Below are 15,664 nucleotides of genomic sequence, written 5' to 3'. Positions count from 1 at the left end.
CTCCTGTCTGAAGGCGTGATGGATCGGTGAGGGATGGGCGAACCCGCGGCAGCGCCGCTACGACACCAGGCGCAACGCTGCGATCTGGCTGATGCTGGAAGTAATCACGATCTCGGCCTGGCGCTGCGGACCATGCTCGAGTTCTTCGAGGAACAGGCGCCGTCCCGTCGCCGGTGCAATGGGCCGGATGTCGCGCGCCGCATACAGCCGGCGCAGATCGTCGTTGACCATGCCCGCATCCCACGGCCCCCAGTTGATCGCCAGCGCATGCAGATGCGGCCAGGCATGGCTCAATTGCCCGGCCAGTTTGTTCAACACTTCGTTGGCGGCACTGTAGTCGGCCTGTCCGATGTTGCCGAAGCGGCCCGCGACTGACGAAAAGAATGCAATGAAGCGCAGCCCTTGCATGCGCAGCCGGCTCGCCATCACCAGAGCGGGAACGACCTTGGTGTCGTACACGGCATCGAACGCAGCCAGCGGCTTGTTCGCGATGAGCTTGTCGCTGATGACGCCTGCGCCATGCAGGACACCGTCGATGCGGCCCAGGCGCGCATACACGTCGTCAATCAGCGCGCCAAGAGCGGCGCCGTCGCGCACGTCGAGGCAGTGGTACTCGAGCGCACTGGCGGCCCCGCGCAGGGCCGCCAGGTTGACGCGGATCTGGCGCTCCTTCAAGACCTTGCCCATGGCTGCTTCCACCTGCACCGGCGTCACCTTGCCCCTGCCTGCCTTGAGCTCCGCGGTCAGGCGGCGGCGCAGCTCGGCGCTATCGACGATGCCGCGCGTTACCCCGCTTTCGTCGCCGGGTTCCGGGCTGCGCCCGACCAGCACCAGTCGCAGACGGTATTTCTCGGCCAGCATGCGGGTCAGGTCGGCCGTGATGCCGTATGCGCCGCCGGTCACCAGCACCACCGCATCGTCGCCCAGCATCAGGTCGGACAGCACGCCACGCTCGATGGTGCGCGGCGCCAGGCAGATCCGGCAGCGTCCTTGCGCGCTGAAGCCGATTTCTACCTCGGGATCGTCGCTGAACATTTCCTTGAGCACTTGTTCGGCCAGCCAGTCCGGCGCCAGCGCCGGCGCGGCGTCGATGCACTTGACGCGTATCTGGCTCCACTCCCGCGCGGCCGACTTGGCCACCCCGAGCGTACCGGCGCTGCCGGGCCCCTGTCCGCTCGGCCCATCCAGGCCAAAGCGGCCATCGAACGCGGTCACATTCACCAGGCGGCCGGCGCCGCCCGCTGCATCGCGGCGCAAACCGGGGCCCAGTACTTTGAGCAGCAGGAACAGTGCCCGCGCATCGTTACGATGGTCCGCGCCGGCCGCGGCCTCGTCATGGCCCATCAGGTTGATCAGCGCCGCCACCGGTTCCCCCTCGGCCGCCATCAGTTGCACGATGGGGAGCACCGATTCGAGCGACGACAAATCGACGTCGAGGCGCCATGCATCGACGGCGCGGGTGGCGGCGCCCGGCACCAGCTGCCGCACCGTGCAGCCCTGCGCAGCAAGACGCTCATGCAGCGCGTTGGCCAGCGCCGAGACGGCGCCCACCAGCACAACCCTGCAACCTGGTGGCAAGGCCGCAGCGCCGTCAGCCGCGGCGTCGGCGCTGCGCGCCTGAACCACGTAGCTGCGCACGGGGTCAGGCTGTGGCGACAGGTCGAACGACTCCACTTCCTCATCCAGCCGAGAAAGTGGAGCCAAGGCTTTTTTTGGCAGGGCACCTCCTGCCAACGCCACATCGGCGGACAGTGCGGCTGTTGTGGCTTGCGCGAACAGCTGCGCATACCAGGCCTCGACCTCGCGCAAGGTCTTGAATCCGCTCAGCTCCTCGATCATCTTTTCGTCGTCGCGATCACCCACCAGGCTATTGCGCTGGGTCAGGCCGCTGAAGATTTCGATCCGCTTGATCGAATCGATCCCCAGGTCTGCTTCCATATGTGCGTCCAGGTCGAGCATGTCGACCGGATAACCGGTGCGCGCCGATACCGCCTTCAACAACTCAGCGGAAAATTCGGCGACGGTCGCCGGTCCCGCACTGATCGCCGTGTCTGGCGCGCTCGCGCCGCTGACAATGGCGGAGACCGGTTGCGGCGCGGCTGCCGGTTCGTGTGAAAACAGCATGGGCACGAGGGGCGCCTCGATGGGCTTGCGCGGCGCCGCAGATGCTACGGTGGCCATGGCCGATGGCGCGACCGCAGGCACGGCCGACAACATGGGGGTGGCTGCAGGCGTGGCCGACGACATCTGCGTGGGTAACGACGCATTGTCGATCTGCAAGCGGTCGTGGGATGGCGCCATCGTGCTGGCGGACCACATGGCCTGCGGTGGCAGCGCAAGACCCGCCAGTTGCGCCTGGAAGTCGAGGAAATGGCGCAGGCTGTGCTGCTGGTCGGACTGAAACGCAAGCAGGCGCGCCAGGCCATCCTGTATCTGCAACAACTCGTTGGCCCCTGCCGGGCGGGTCGCCAGCGGCGCCGCGGCATGCCGTGCAAGATCATCCGGAACAAACTCGTTGGTGCTCATGGTGGATCTCCTGAAATGATGGAAAACATCGCGTGACGCCTCTGCTGGCACTGGCGGTGGGTTGGCGAAAACCTGGATCGGACGGGCCGACGACGCTGCACTGGAAATCGTGGCCGCAGGGGCAGCCGGGGCGGCTGTCACCGGGACGAAAGGGGCAGCTGCTCCCGGGAACGGCGTGGCGGCCACCACTGCGGCGGTCGGGCCTGCCCAGGGCACGGCGCGGCCACCGTTCACCCGCCAGATCAATGGCCCGTGTTCGGTGCGGCGGCGTTCATGCGCGAAGACGTCGTCGATCCCCTGCGCAGCGAGGCCGCGCCCGGCAAACCATGGCGCCATGTCCACCAGCAGGCCAGCAGCCATTGCCTGCGAGAGCAACTGCGCCAGTTGCTCCCATCCATCCCGTTCGGGCGCGTCAAGCGCCAGCACCGTATGCGCCCGCAAGCCCAGGATGCGCCCCACCAGTCCGGTCAGGGTCAGACCGGGGCCGCACTCGATGAAGACCCGCACGCCGGATGCGTACAACGCCTCGATTTCATCGACAAATCGCACCGGTTCGGCGATGTGGCGCGCCAGCAGCCTACGAATCTCATTCTCGTGTTCCGGATACGGTTCTGCCGTCAGGTTGCTGAACACCGGAATGCGCGGCGCCTCGAAGGGAACATCGGCCAGTGCGTCGGCCAGCGCGCTCCCAGCCTGCGCCATGTGGCTGCAGTGAAACGCCGTCGACACTGTCAGGCGCTTGACCCGCACGCCGTCCTGCGCCAGTGCCGTCTGCGCCGCCTCGATCGCATCCTCGCTGCCGGCGATGATCGTCTGGTCCGGCGCATTCAGATTCGCGGGCGACACCGCCAGGCCGTGACGCGCGATCGCGGCCGCCGCCGCTTCGCCCCCGACGTCCAGCGCCGCCATGGCGCCGCCCGGGGCCATGGCCGACAAACGGCCGCGCACCATCGATATCCGTATCAGGTCGTCACGCGAGATGGCGCCGGCGGCGCACAGGGCCACGTATTCACCATAGCTGTGCCCGGCCACGAAGTCGGGCCGCAGACCGTAGCTGGTCAGCACGTCGAATGCCGCCAGGCTGGTCATGCCGAGTGCCGGCTGGGCAATGTCGGTCGCATTCAGCGCCTGGCGCTGGGCATCGCGCGTGGCGTCATCGAAGGCAGGCAGCGGATAGATCAGGTCGGCGATGCGCGGCTGCGACGCGTCACCCGCAGACGGCTGCTCGAAGCACGCATGCAACGCGGGAAGGCTCGAGACGAGTTCGCGCAGCATGTTGACCCGTTGCGCCCCCTGGCCGGGAAACAGGAAACAGATGCTGCCCACCGCCCCCACGCTTTCGCGGTAGTGCAGCCCTGGCGCCTGGCGAAACTGGCCCTGCTCGGCCAGCAGCGCCAGCGCGCGCTGCAGCTTCTGGCGCAGGTCGGCGCACGATCCGGCCAACAGCACCAGCCGGCACGGCTGACCACCGTTGGCATGGCGCACGACATGCTGTTCGCTGTAGAGCGCGAAGGCCAGCTGGGCAAGCTCGACCTCCGGCGCGCCCGCCAGGCCTTCGAGCAGGCGCCGCACCGTCCCCTGGATCTCGTCGCGGGTGGCGCCGGCGAAGGCGAACAGCTCCACGTCGCGCGGCTGCAGGCTGACCAGGTCTGCCGGCCGGTAGGTACCGGTGTACTCGGACAGCACCGCGTGGAAATTGGTGCCGCCGAAGCCAAATGCGCTGACCCCGCAGCGGCGCGGATGGGCGCGTCCCAGGTGCAGCCAGGGCCGGGTTTCGCTGTTGACGTACAGCGGCGAGCCGGCCGCCTGCAGTTCGGCAATCGGCCGTTCGACCCCGATCGTTGGCGGCAGCACCCGGTTCTGCAGCGCCAGCGCGGCCTTGATCAGCCCAGCCAGCCCCGCGACCACCTTGGTATGGCCGATCATCGACTTGACCGACCCGATCGCGCAGGTGGGCGTCGGGGTCTGACCGAGCACCATGCCGAGCGCCGTGATTTCGGACTTGTCGCCCAGCGCCGTGCCCGTACCGTGGGCCTCGATCAGCGTGACGCTGGCCGGATCGAACCCGGCTTCTCGGTAGGCACGGCGTATTGCCGCCACCTGCCCGGGCGGATGGGGCGCTGTCAGGCTACGGTTGCGGCCGTCGCTGGCGCTGCCGACACCATCGATGACGGCATAGATGCGGTCGCCATCGCGTTCGGCGTCGCCCAGGCGCTTGAGCACCACGGCGCCCACGCCTTCGCTGATGGCAATGCCGTCGGCGCTCGCGTCGAATGGCCGGGAGCGGCCGCGTGGCGACAGCGCGTGGGTCTGGGCAAACGACATGTAGCCAACCGGGCTGTTGGTGCAGTCGACGCCGCCCACCAGGGCGACATCGGCGTCGCCGTCGCGCAGTTGCCGGAAGCCGATCTCGAGCGCGGCGAGCGACGATGCGCAGGCGGCGTCCACGGCGAAGTTGCTGCCGCCCAGGTCGAACCGGTTGGCGACCCGTCCTGCCACCACGTTGCCGAGGATGCCCGGGAACGTATCCTCGGTCCACTTCGGCAATACCTGCTCGAACAGCGTGTCGACGATGTGGCGCCGGGTCTCTTCCGGCAGGCCGTCGACCTTGTCCAGGTACAGGGGCAGCAAGGTCCGGAAATTGTAGATCGTGCTCAGCTCGTTCACGCCGCCGACTGCCATGATGCAGGCGGTCCGCTCACGGGCGAACGGGCGCTGGTCAAAACCGGCGTCCTCAAGGGCCTGGCGCGCCACCTCGAGCGCCAGCAACTGGGCCGGCTCGATGACGCTCAGGGTCGCCGGTGCGATGCCGTAGTGCTGCGGGTCGAATGCGATGTCGTCGAGGAAGCCGCCCCATTTCGCATAGATCCGGTCGGGCGCGCGCCGCGTATCGAACAATCGGGCGGACGCAAAGCGCTCGTCGCTCACTTCGGTGATCGCATCGACGCCGTGCAGGATATTCTGCCAGTAGGCGCGTAGTCCGTGTGCACGTGGAAAATTGCACGCCATACCGACGATGGCGACCGGTTCACGCGGCCGCGGCGCCGCCGCAGCCGGGATGGCTGCTGCGCGCGCGCGCAGCAGGCCCACGCTGTCGACCGACACCGCGTCGTGCAGCGTGGCCAGGGTGCAGGTACTGCGGCGCAGGCGCGCCACGTCGCCCAGCATGTACAGCCCTTCGCGACGCTGCCCTTCCGGGTCGATCGACACGTAGCGCGGCCCGGCCTCACCTTCCGGCGCCGTGTTGCGTGTGATGCCCTTGGAGGCGATCCGCAGGCGCCCGATGTTCATCAGCTCCAGCGCCATCAGCGTGTCTTCCTCGGACTTGCTCTCGACGATCAACTGGCGCCGCATGGCGCCGAATTCGTCGCAGAACGCGGTTCGGGCGCAGCGTGTGTAGATACCAACTCCCGACTGCAGCAGCGCCGTGTCCTCGCAGGCGATGGCCTGGCGCTGAAATTCCTCGACGATGGCACCGCTGGCCACGATCTCGTCCGTGAAGAGATAGGCGGTACCCATCAGGACGCCGACCTTCATGCCCAGCGCAGCCAGCGGCGCGGCCATCAGCGCCACCATCGCCGCCGACGCCGCGTCATGGATGCCGCCGGCAAACAGCACCTGCACCGTGCCCGGGTCTTTCAGTCCGGCCTCGAGCAGGATGTCAATGGCCTGCTGCCACAGGACGAAGCTGGTACGGGGACCGGTATGGCCACCGCACTCGCTGCCCTCGAACACCAGGCGGCGCGCACCGGCATCGAGGAAGCTGCGCAGCAGGCCGGGCGACGGCACATGCAGATAGGTGACGATGCCCAGTTCGTCGAGTTCGCGTGCCTGGCCCGGGCGCCCCCCGGCGATGACGGCGAATGGCGGCCGCACCTCGCGCAGCACCGCCATCTGTTCGTCGCGCAGCTCGCGCGGCATGAAGCCGAGGATTCCCACACCCCATGGCAGGTCGCCCATCAGCGCCCGGGTCGCGCTCAGCAGCGTGGAGACCTCGGGACCGCGCAGCACGGCCAGCGCAACGAACGGCAGCGCGCCCGCCTCGGCTACCGCCCGCGCAAAGGGCGCAACGTCGCTGACGCGGGTCATCGGGCCCTGGACGACGGGAAACCGGGTGCCGTGCGCCTGTGCGAGTGCTGCATCGGGCGCCAGGACTTGCTGTGCTGCCGCCTGCACCAGCCGGTCGCCGATGGCAGCACCGATGGCCGTTACGATGCGGCCTACGGTGCCGTAGCGGCGCGCCAGCGGACCGGCCAGGGCGATATCACTGCCGACGGCAAGCAAGCCGTCCTCGGGCGCGAGCAGGCCTTCCAGCAGCAGCGCCTGCCAGTCGTCGCCCTGCGCGACCGCGCGCTCGATGGCGCGCAGCCGGCTGCGTCCGGTTCTGGCAAAACAGCGGTAGCTTTCTCCGTCGCTTCCCACCAGCGCGGTTTCCGTACCGTCCAGTCCGTCCCAGCTGATTGCGCCGGGCGCCGGCGGCGCCTCGGCAGCCAGCCACAGCTGCTCGTTAAGCACCACACCGGCCGCGCCCGACAGCATGACCGCCGCCGCGCTGTGTATGCCGATGCCCCCCTGGATCCAGTAGGGAATGTCCAGCGCCCCGCTACACTCCTGCGCCAGCATGAACGACGAACGGTCGCTGACCTGGCCGCCTGCTTCATGGCCTTTCAGGATCACGCCATCGGCCCCCGCCTCCTGCGCCGCTCGCGCCCCGGAAAGATCGCGCACCTCGAGGTAGATCAGGCGTGCCAGCGTGCGTGCGAGCCCCACGTCGCGGGCCAATGCGCCGGTGCCGGTGCCGGCCAGCAGCAGGACCGGCACGGGCTCCTGCAAGCCGATCAGGGCGGGCAAGCGCTCCAGGGTGTCCGCAGCAGCCTCGAACAGGTCGCAGCGCAAGCCCCAGTTGGCAGTCGCACCGGCTGAACGAACGAGTTCGGTCACGGCCGCCAGCATGGCGCCGCTGTCCGTCCGAAGCCCCAGATCGAGCAGGCCAAGCGCGCCCGCGCGGCTTGCGGCAATCGCCACCTGCGGCGCAAGCCGGTGTTGCGGGCTGATGGCGATCACCGGCTGCGCGTGATGAACAGGGTGGGCAAGATTCATCGGATTCTCCATGATTGTGAATGACAGTGGTCGCGTGAACGCCCCTATGCGCACGAATGGATCGTCAATAACGCGCCGGACGACAGCGGACGCCACATCGCGGCGGGATCGGAACCGTAGCCGGCCAGCGGCGGGGGGCTGGGCACCCCGTCCAGAGAGCGGGCAAGCCCGAGATGAGTACAGATCCAGATGCACATGCCGCCGCTCTGGGACAGTCCTGCAAATGCATGCGCTGGTGTGGCGGGGCCCACCGGGACTTCGTCCGGCCAGCCATACGGCAGTTGCGCCGGCTTGTCCTCGCAGTACACAACGCGCATGGGGCCGCCACCCGGCATATCGCACGCGGCGCCATGCACGAACATCATTGCCGGACACAAAAGTTCAAGGACTGCTGCCATGCGCGGGGCCGGCAGCGCCGGATCGAATTGGAGACAGACCGCGCCGGCCTTCAGGATGGCGAGGATTGCGCGTACCTGTGCCAGCGACGGTTCCATCCGGACGATGCAGAAACTGCCCGCAGCAAGTCCCTCGTTTTGCAGATGGAGCGCCAGTTCGTCAGCCTCGGTATCGAGTTCGCCGTAACTGAGCACCTGATCGCGGCACCGCACTGCGGGGGCGCCGGGATAGGTCTGGGCAATGATTTCGAACCGCCGTTGCAAGGGAATGAGCCGCTGAGATAGTGGCCCGTGTGCACTGCGCAAATGTGCGTTCAGAACGCTGCCCATGCACGCAATGGACTCCGCATCCGTCGAAAAGGATTCGGAAGACGCGTCTGCATTATTTTCCCGCTGCTGTGCAGCATATATAACCTGATTATCAGCGCACAGATAGTATTCATTAATACAATGCGCGGAGTTATTATTACTGTAGACGCTCATTGGATTCTCCACATTCACACCGATGCAGGTATCAGGGTCAATCGGCGTGGCGCTGCGATGTCACTGCTGCATCACTGGCGTCTTCACGGATTTTCTGCAACATGGATTCACGCGGAACGGATGGCGAAGCGATTATCCTGAGCGAATCGCCATTATCGTTCGCGCGTTCTTTTTTCCTGGCACTATGCTTGCGCAAACTGGTAGTGAGTTCCGAGATAACCTCGGTCGCCGCAAACAGGATCTGATTGAAATCGAAGCCTGCCTTGAGCATTTCACGATAAAACGCTTTGGCCAAGAGCCTCGCAATCTGATTGGGATGATCGACGATTCCGCCGGTCAGATTGCCGGTAGTCGACTCGTCCATTCTGGAGAGTGCCAGTTGAGCGAATCTGGACTTCAGAATATTTTGCAATTGGTTCACCTGGATGGACCTTGCAACAATCGGCGTCACGACATTAAAGGATGACAAGTCGTCCATGCTGAAGTCACGCTGATGCAATGGGCCACGGGCATGAATGACGCCGACGGTTCTTCCATGCAGAACAATCGCGGACACCATGTTTTCCTTGTGCCCACCAGCATCGCCGCCACTGGCACTGCTCCTTGCTGCGAGCGGAATAGCGGGGCTGGCTCCCTTCCCACGTCCCGACAGCCGGCTTGCCAATGTGCCAAAGCATGCCTCGTCCGGAAAAGCGGCCCCGGGCACCTCAGCCTCGTCGAAGAGCAGGATCATGCAATCCCTTGCGCCAACGATGGCCGCGGTCAGCGCCGAAAGCTTGTTCAGGCATTCCTGCATGCTGCCGTCTGTCGATAACTGGGCGAACCCTTCGCGCAGTGTAGAAATCGTACTTTTACGCATTCTCATGGCCAGTCCCTTCTGGTAGCCAGTTCAGCTTGCGAAAAACCGTCACTACGAATTTACGTCGAATGTTGCTGCGATTGACACAGACAAAGGCGATGCCGATGGAATAACACGGATCTTTGAAATTCCATGAAGAAATTTCGACCCTGAAATTTGCACGCTAAATATTCACCAAATTGATGCGCGAAACTTGTTGCTCCTCAAAGTGGTGCAGTGCGATATAAGTTAATGCCGACCACATGACGACCGTAGCATACGAATCTTAGGATTTCAACACTTTTTGCGGCGTCCTTTTTCTTTGAAGACTGCAAGACGAGGCCTCTCGCAATCGGCCGACCCACTATGAAAAAAGTGTATTTACAGTGCTTGTATATTCGCTTTTTACCTGAAAAATTTTTGTGAAAAAATCCATAAAAACGACATTTTCTTGTGCGCCGCACAAGCTGCATATACTAGGGGGAAATTTTTGATGGGAAATCCGGCTTTTGCGCGCCAGCATGGACTCGCGCGTGTGGCGACCAATCCGCGTAGCAGATATGTCAAACGTCGTGGAAGCCTTGCCATCCACATGCAGAGCTTGAACGCCTGTCACCTGTGTTTCACGAGCTGGCTTTCGGATTGTCGCGGGGGGGGGAGATGGCGCGCTACCTGCCCAACTGCCGGGGTTGGTGCTGGGTACTGGATGGTGAGAGAGTAAGTTCGCCAGAAAAATTGCTTAGCATCGTCATCAGCATCATCAACAGATAAGGCTGACTGCGCCCCGAATCACATCGGGGCGCCTGGCCGCAAGTCAATGAACCGTGCTCAATTGCTGGCGCAGCGTGACGATGAACTTTTCCTTGTCGAACAGCGTCAGCACGTCGTCGCGGCCATCGATGCCGGGCACTTCGAGTACCTCGGCGCTGTCCTGGCGCATGTCTTGCGGGCCGTTCGCGCGCAGCAGTTGCGGCGACGGGCGGCGCTGGGTATCCGGCAGCGACAGGATGGTGTCGACGCGGTCGACGATCAGGCCGAAACGCTCGCCGTCGTGCTCGAGCACCAGGATGCGGCGCGCCGCATCGGTCGCCGGCGCGGCGGCCAGCGGCGCCATGCCGTACAACAGGCGCAGGTCGATCACGCAGACCATCTGCTGGCGCACCTGCAGCATGCCGTGCACGCAGGCCGGCATGCCGGGCGGGCGCGTGACGACGCCGTCGAAATCGACGATCTCGCGCACCTGGCTGATGTCGGCGGCCCAGCCGGTATCGAGCGAGAACGCCAGGTACACGTGGCGCTCACCGGTCGTCTTGCGCGCTGCGCAGGCGGCGCTGGCTTCTTGTGCATACAGGCGGCGATGGCCGGCGCAGATGTCGCTCACTTCGGACTCCGAGAACAGGTGGTCATGGGCCAGGAACAGGCTGTCGCCCAGTTCGGCGTTGGGCAGGCAGCCGCGGTACATCGCGCCGCGCGCGGTGCCCAGCAGCGGGATGGGCAGGATGTCGGTGTCGAAGTACGGACGGATGTCGTCGACCGCATCGACCAGCAGGCCCAGTTGTTCGTCGCCGATGCGCACGATCAGGACGCGGGCGTCCTGAGGATCCGACTGCGACGGGCTGCAACCGAGCAGCGCGCCGAAGTCGACCACGCCGACCGGCACGCCGCGCAGGTTCAGCCAGCCCTTGCACAGGCGTCCCACCATCACCGACGGCAGCAGGTCCGGCACGCGCATGATTTCCTGGATCGCTTCCATCGCCAGCGCAAAGCGCAGGCCACCCACCGTGAACGAGATGCACTTGCGGCCCTGCGCCTGGCGCAGGAAGCGCATGCGCCAGGCGTCGCGCGCCACGCTGGCATGGGCGCGCACCTGCGGCACGTTGTCGATCCGTACCAGCGCATCGGCATCGAGCAGTTGCAGCACGCGCGCGCCATCGGCCAGCGTGATCGTGCCGGCGACGACGCCCCGCTGCGCGTCCGGTTGCCAGTGCAGGCCGGCGCGTTGCTCGGGCCGCACGCGCAGCACTTCGCCGGTGGCGTCGAACACGAGACCGACCTGGATGTCGTCGACATCGATGATCGTCACGCGCTGATCGCTCGTCACACCAGGTGCGGCCGGGTCGAAAATGCGCGCCAGGTTCAGCAGCGGGATTGCCGCACCGCGCAGCGTGAAGATGCCCTCAAGGCAGCGCGGCGACAGCGGGATCGGCGTGATCCGCGCGGGCATGCCCACCACCTCGCGCACAGTCAGTGCCGGCAGTGCGAATTCCTGGCCGGCCAACAGGAACGTGCCCACGACTTCCATGCCGGCCGCTTCGCGCAGCACGCGCGCGGCAGCCGCTGTTTGTCGTTCGATGGCCGATACGGCCGCGTGTACGTCGCCCATCGTTTCCGTCATCGTTGCCGTGTCCATGTGCATGCTCATGCCGCCACCGCCTGCTGTTCGCGCGCGATGCGCACCACGCTGAACGTCTGGCGATCGCAATCGATCGACAGGCGCCGGCCCTGCGAGCCGCCGACATCCTGGAACTTGACCTGCAGCCCGCGCTGCGACAGTTCCGAACGGGCCGCTTCGATATTGCGCGTGCCGACCGCGCCATCCCGTGCGCGCAGGTTCAGCATGCGGGCGCCGCCGGCAATGACGACATCGACTTCGGCGTACTGCTCGCGCCGCACGCCCATCAGCGCCAGCAGGCGCGGCACCGCCGCGCTGACATAACGCGCCGAGTCTTCACCGGCTTCGACACCGTCGGGCAAAAAGCAGTGCGCCAGGCCGCAGCGGCCCTGCTTGCGCCAGATCATCCCGATCCCGACGCAGGAGCCGAGCAGCGCGCTCAGGACCTGTTCGCCGTGGCCGATCTGCATCTGGCCAGCCAGCACGTACGACATGTGGCTCAGGGTTTGCATACTCATGATGGTTCTCCGCCAATACGATAGACATGGGCCTGCTCGAACGTGAACGCGGTCTGCAGGCGGGTGATGGACTCCTGTTCACCCAGGACCAGGCGGGCGTCAAGCCGCATCGCGGCGCGGGCGCCGGCCAGCACCTGTTGCTGGTGCTCGCCGTCGAAATAGATCAGCACATTGCGCAGCATGACAAGGTCGAACGCGGCGTTCCGTGGCGGGCGACCCAGCAGGTTGTGCTGGTCGAAGCGCACGTGCTGCGCGACGTCCGGGACCACCTGCACGCCGTCGCCGTGCGGCGCCAGGTATTTGTGAAACAGGGCCGGGCGATCGGCCTCGAAGCGCGCGACGCTGCGGCCGCGGTAGGCGCCGGCACGCGCCGTGGCCAGCGCCGCCTGCGAGATGTCGGTGCCCAGGATCTCGAAGCGCAGGCCTGGTGCGTGCGCCCGGTATTCGAGGCAGCTCATGGCCAGCGAATACGCCTCTTCGCCGGTGGCGGCAGCGGCCGACCAGATGCGCAGTGGCGCCGTACGTCCCTGCGCTGTGAAGGCCGGCAGGAAGGTCTCCGACAGCCACGTCCACACGGCCGGCGTGCGGAAGAACACCGTGTCGTTGGTGGTCACCGAATCGATGAACGACGTGACCTCGCTCCGGTCACTGGCCAGGCGCTCGATGTAGCCGGTCCACGACGCGATGCCCAGCGCGCGCAGGCGCGGGAGCAGGCGCCCCTGCAGCAGCACGCGCTTGTGCTCGTTCATCGCGATGCCCGTGTGCTCGCGCACCAGGGCGATCAGCGCAGTCAGGTGGTCGTCGCGCAGTTCCATGGCAGTTCCCCTGGCGTCAGACCACGAAGCGGGCGACGGTGTTGTTCAGGTGGCTGGCGTGCTCGTTCAGGCCCTCGGTCGACCGGGCAATGCTGTCGCACGAGCCGGCCGAGCGCTCGGTTTCCTGGGCGATGTAGAGGATCGCGGCCGAGACTTCCTTGGCCGTGAGCGACTGCTCGCTGGCGCTGTCGGAGATCTCGGCGATCGCCAGCGACGTCTTGCCGACGCCGCTGGTGATGCGGTCGAACGCTTCGCTGGCCTGGCGCGAGATTTCGCTGCCCTGCGCCACGCGGCGCACCGACTCGTTGATCAGCTTCGAGATTTCCTTGGTCGCCTGCGACGAGCGCTCCGCCAGTTTGCGCACTTCGTCGGCCACGACCGAGAAGCCCAGCCCGTGCTCACCGGCGCGCGCCGCCTCGATGGCCGCATTGAAGGCCAGCATATTGGTCTGGCCGGCGATCTCGCCGATGACCTTGACGATTTCGGCGATGTCTTCGGATGACTGGTTGATCATCGCCATCGCTTCGATCGAACGGGCGATCGCCTTGGCGCCGATCTCGGCTTCGTCGCGGGTCGACTGGGCCAGGCTGTTGGCTTCGTGCGTGCTGCGCGCGATCGTGTTGATCGACGCGGTCAGGCCATCGACCGACGCATTCATCTGTTCGACCGTCGCGCCCAGTGCCTGCGCGCTGGCGGCCACCGTGTTGGAACGGTCGGCGATGGTGCGCGACGAAACATTGAGCTTGCCGGCGGCCGAGACGGCGTCGCCGATCACGCTGCGCAGGTCGCCGATCATCTTCATGACGCCGCGCCCCAGTTCGTCGAGCGGCTCGGCGCCACTGGTATCGATCGTGCCGGTCAGGTCACCGGCCGAGGCGCGTGCCACCTGCTCGAGCAGGATGCCGACCTTGCGGTGCTCGTCCTCGGCGCGCTGGACGGCCGCTTCCTCGAGCATCACCTGGGCAGTGATGTCGGTGGCGAACTTGACGACTTTGACCGGCTTGCCGTTGGCGTCGAAGATCGGGTTGTAGGTGGCCTGGATCCAGACCGTCTTGTTGTTGTTGCCGTGGCGCTTGTAGCGGCCGGCGTCGAACTCGCCGCGGTTGAGCTTGCCCCAGAAGCGGCGGTACGCCGCGCTCGATGCGTATTCATCGTCGCAGAACACGCGGTGGTGTTCGCCGCGCACGTCTTCCAGCGCGTAGTCGAACAATTCAAGGAAATTCGCGTTGGCGTCGAGCAGGATGCCGCTCATGTCGAATTCCACCACGGCCTGGGCGCGGCCAATGGCCGATACCAGCCCGGTCGTTTCGGCAGCCCGGATTTTCTCGGCCGTGATGTCGGTGGCGAACTTGATGATCTTGGCGACGCGGCCCGAACTGTCCTTGACCGGATTGTAGGACGCGTTGATCCAGAATTCGCGCCCGCCCTTGGCGATGCGCTTGTACTCCGCGCGGTCGGACTTGCCCAGGCCAAGGTCTTGCCAGAAACGTGCGTACGCCGGTGAGTCGACCAGCTCGCGCTCGCAGAACATCGAATGATGACGCCCCACCAGTTCGGCGTCGGAATAGCCCGTCACGCTCAGGAAGTTGTCATTGGCACGCAGGATGTTGCCATTCAGGTCGAACTCGACGATGGCTTGGGCGCCGTCGAGCGCCGAATAGATGGCACGCAGGTCCTGCAGTGCGTCAGGCGATTCCAGATAGATCGTTTCCATATAGTCAGTGAGGTAGATGAGTTGGGGGCGCTGCGGCGCGGGACGCAATCGCTGCATGACCCGATGATGCGTCATTTCTCACAAACAGTAAATCCAGCAAGCATGAAGTACTGGTTTGTTACTGATTTTAGTTGCCATCGTACAACAAAGTGACGCGGAGGCAGCGTCAGGGGGTGCTTTCGAACCCTCCGAGCCCGTCAGATGCCGATACGTCGTTTCCTGAAAACAACCAAAACGATCAAAACGAAACTTTTTCTTGAAAGATACAGAAAATTCGATAAAATCCAAACCATCGCCAATTCAGTAAAAACGAAATCATGAAAAATCTCATCAACAACCGCTTGATTGACATGCACGCCAAGGTCATGCGTGGCCTGATCGCCCTGCTGTTCTGGACTGTGCTGCCCATCGGTACCACGGCATTTGCTGCCGATACGCAGGCCGTCGACGTGCGCCTGCAGGCCTTCCAGGTCGTCGCCCAGGACAAGGGTGGCGAGAAGCTGGTCCCGGCAACCGAAGCCAACCCGGGCGACACCATCGAATACCAGGTCACCTACCAGAACAACGGCAAGTCGGCCGCGAAGGCGGTGGCAGCGACCCTGCCGGTACCCGAGGGCGCGATGGTCTACCTCGACGGCAGCGCCGCTCCGAAAGCCGTCCAGGCCAGCCTGGATGGCAAGCGGTTCAGCCCCCTGCCCCTGACCCGCGAGGTCATGCGCAACGGTCGCCGCACGGTCGAACCGGTACCACCCGAGCAATACCGTTTCCTGCGCTGGGAACTCGGTGATCTCGCACCCGGCAAGGCGGCGACCGTGACGTCCCGCATGCGCGTCGGTGTCCCGCCCCTGAACCGACTCGCCCGCTCATAACACCCTGCATTACC

The 15,664-nt window shown here is 65.4% G+C and carries 8 protein-coding genes; 1 reads left to right on the top strand and 7 read right to left on the bottom strand.

Annotated elements, in window-relative coordinates:
- Positions 1-57: 57 nt before the first annotated feature.
- From AC56LN_RS07030 to AC56LN_RS07000, 7 genes are all read right to left on the bottom strand, one after another.
- Complete coding sequence (locus AC56LN_RS07030; RefSeq protein ID WP_499570622.1) at positions 58-7,626, bottom strand: SDR family NAD(P)-dependent oxidoreductase; 7,569 nt, start codon at positions 7,624-7,626, stop codon at positions 58-60.
- Between the two features lie 44 nt (positions 7,627-7,670).
- On the bottom strand, positions 7,671-8,504 hold the full coding sequence (locus AC56LN_RS07025; RefSeq protein ID WP_499570621.1) for an AMP-binding protein: 834 nt from the start codon (positions 8,502-8,504) through the stop codon (positions 7,671-7,673).
- 37 nt (positions 8,505-8,541) lie between these two features.
- Positions 8,542-9,369, bottom strand: a complete 828-nt coding sequence (locus AC56LN_RS07020) for a hypothetical protein (RefSeq protein ID WP_499570620.1) — start codon at positions 9,367-9,369, stop codon at positions 8,542-8,544.
- Between the two features lie 787 nt (positions 9,370-10,156).
- Entirely contained in the window at positions 10,157-11,764 is a 1,608-nt protein-coding gene (locus tag AC56LN_RS07015) for a chemotaxis protein CheW (protein ID WP_499570619.1), read from the bottom strand.
- Complete coding sequence (locus AC56LN_RS07010) at positions 11,761-12,252, bottom strand: chemotaxis protein CheD (protein ID WP_499570618.1); 492 nt, start codon at positions 12,250-12,252, stop codon at positions 11,761-11,763. The genes AC56LN_RS07015 and AC56LN_RS07010 overlap by 4 nt, the downstream gene beginning before the upstream one ends.
- Positions 12,249-13,067 carry a CheR family methyltransferase gene (locus tag AC56LN_RS07005; RefSeq protein ID WP_499570617.1) on the bottom strand — a complete coding sequence of 273 codons (819 nt, stop codon included), beginning with the start codon at positions 13,065-13,067 and terminating at the stop codon, positions 12,249-12,251. The genes AC56LN_RS07010 and AC56LN_RS07005 overlap by 4 nt, the downstream gene beginning before the upstream one ends.
- 16 nt (positions 13,068-13,083) lie before the next feature.
- The gene (locus AC56LN_RS07000; RefSeq protein WP_499570616.1) at positions 13,084-14,838 is read right to left on the bottom strand and encodes a methyl-accepting chemotaxis protein; all 1,755 of its coding nucleotides are present in this window, start codon (positions 14,836-14,838) and stop codon (positions 13,084-13,086) included.
- A 260-nt stretch (positions 14,839-15,098) separates the two neighbouring features.
- On the opposite strand from AC56LN_RS07000, the gene AC56LN_RS06995 reads away from it, so the two are divergent.
- Positions 15,099-15,650, top strand: coding sequence for a hypothetical protein (locus tag AC56LN_RS06995; RefSeq protein WP_499570615.1), 552 nt, complete (start codon positions 15,099-15,101; stop codon positions 15,648-15,650).
- Positions 15,651-15,664 lie beyond the last annotated feature (14 nt).

This window comes from Telluria sp. ZT3P26, from assembly GCF_059686035.1.
The sequence above is the reverse complement of the archived record's forward strand: the minus strand, read 5'-3'. Positions and strand labels throughout refer to the sequence as shown.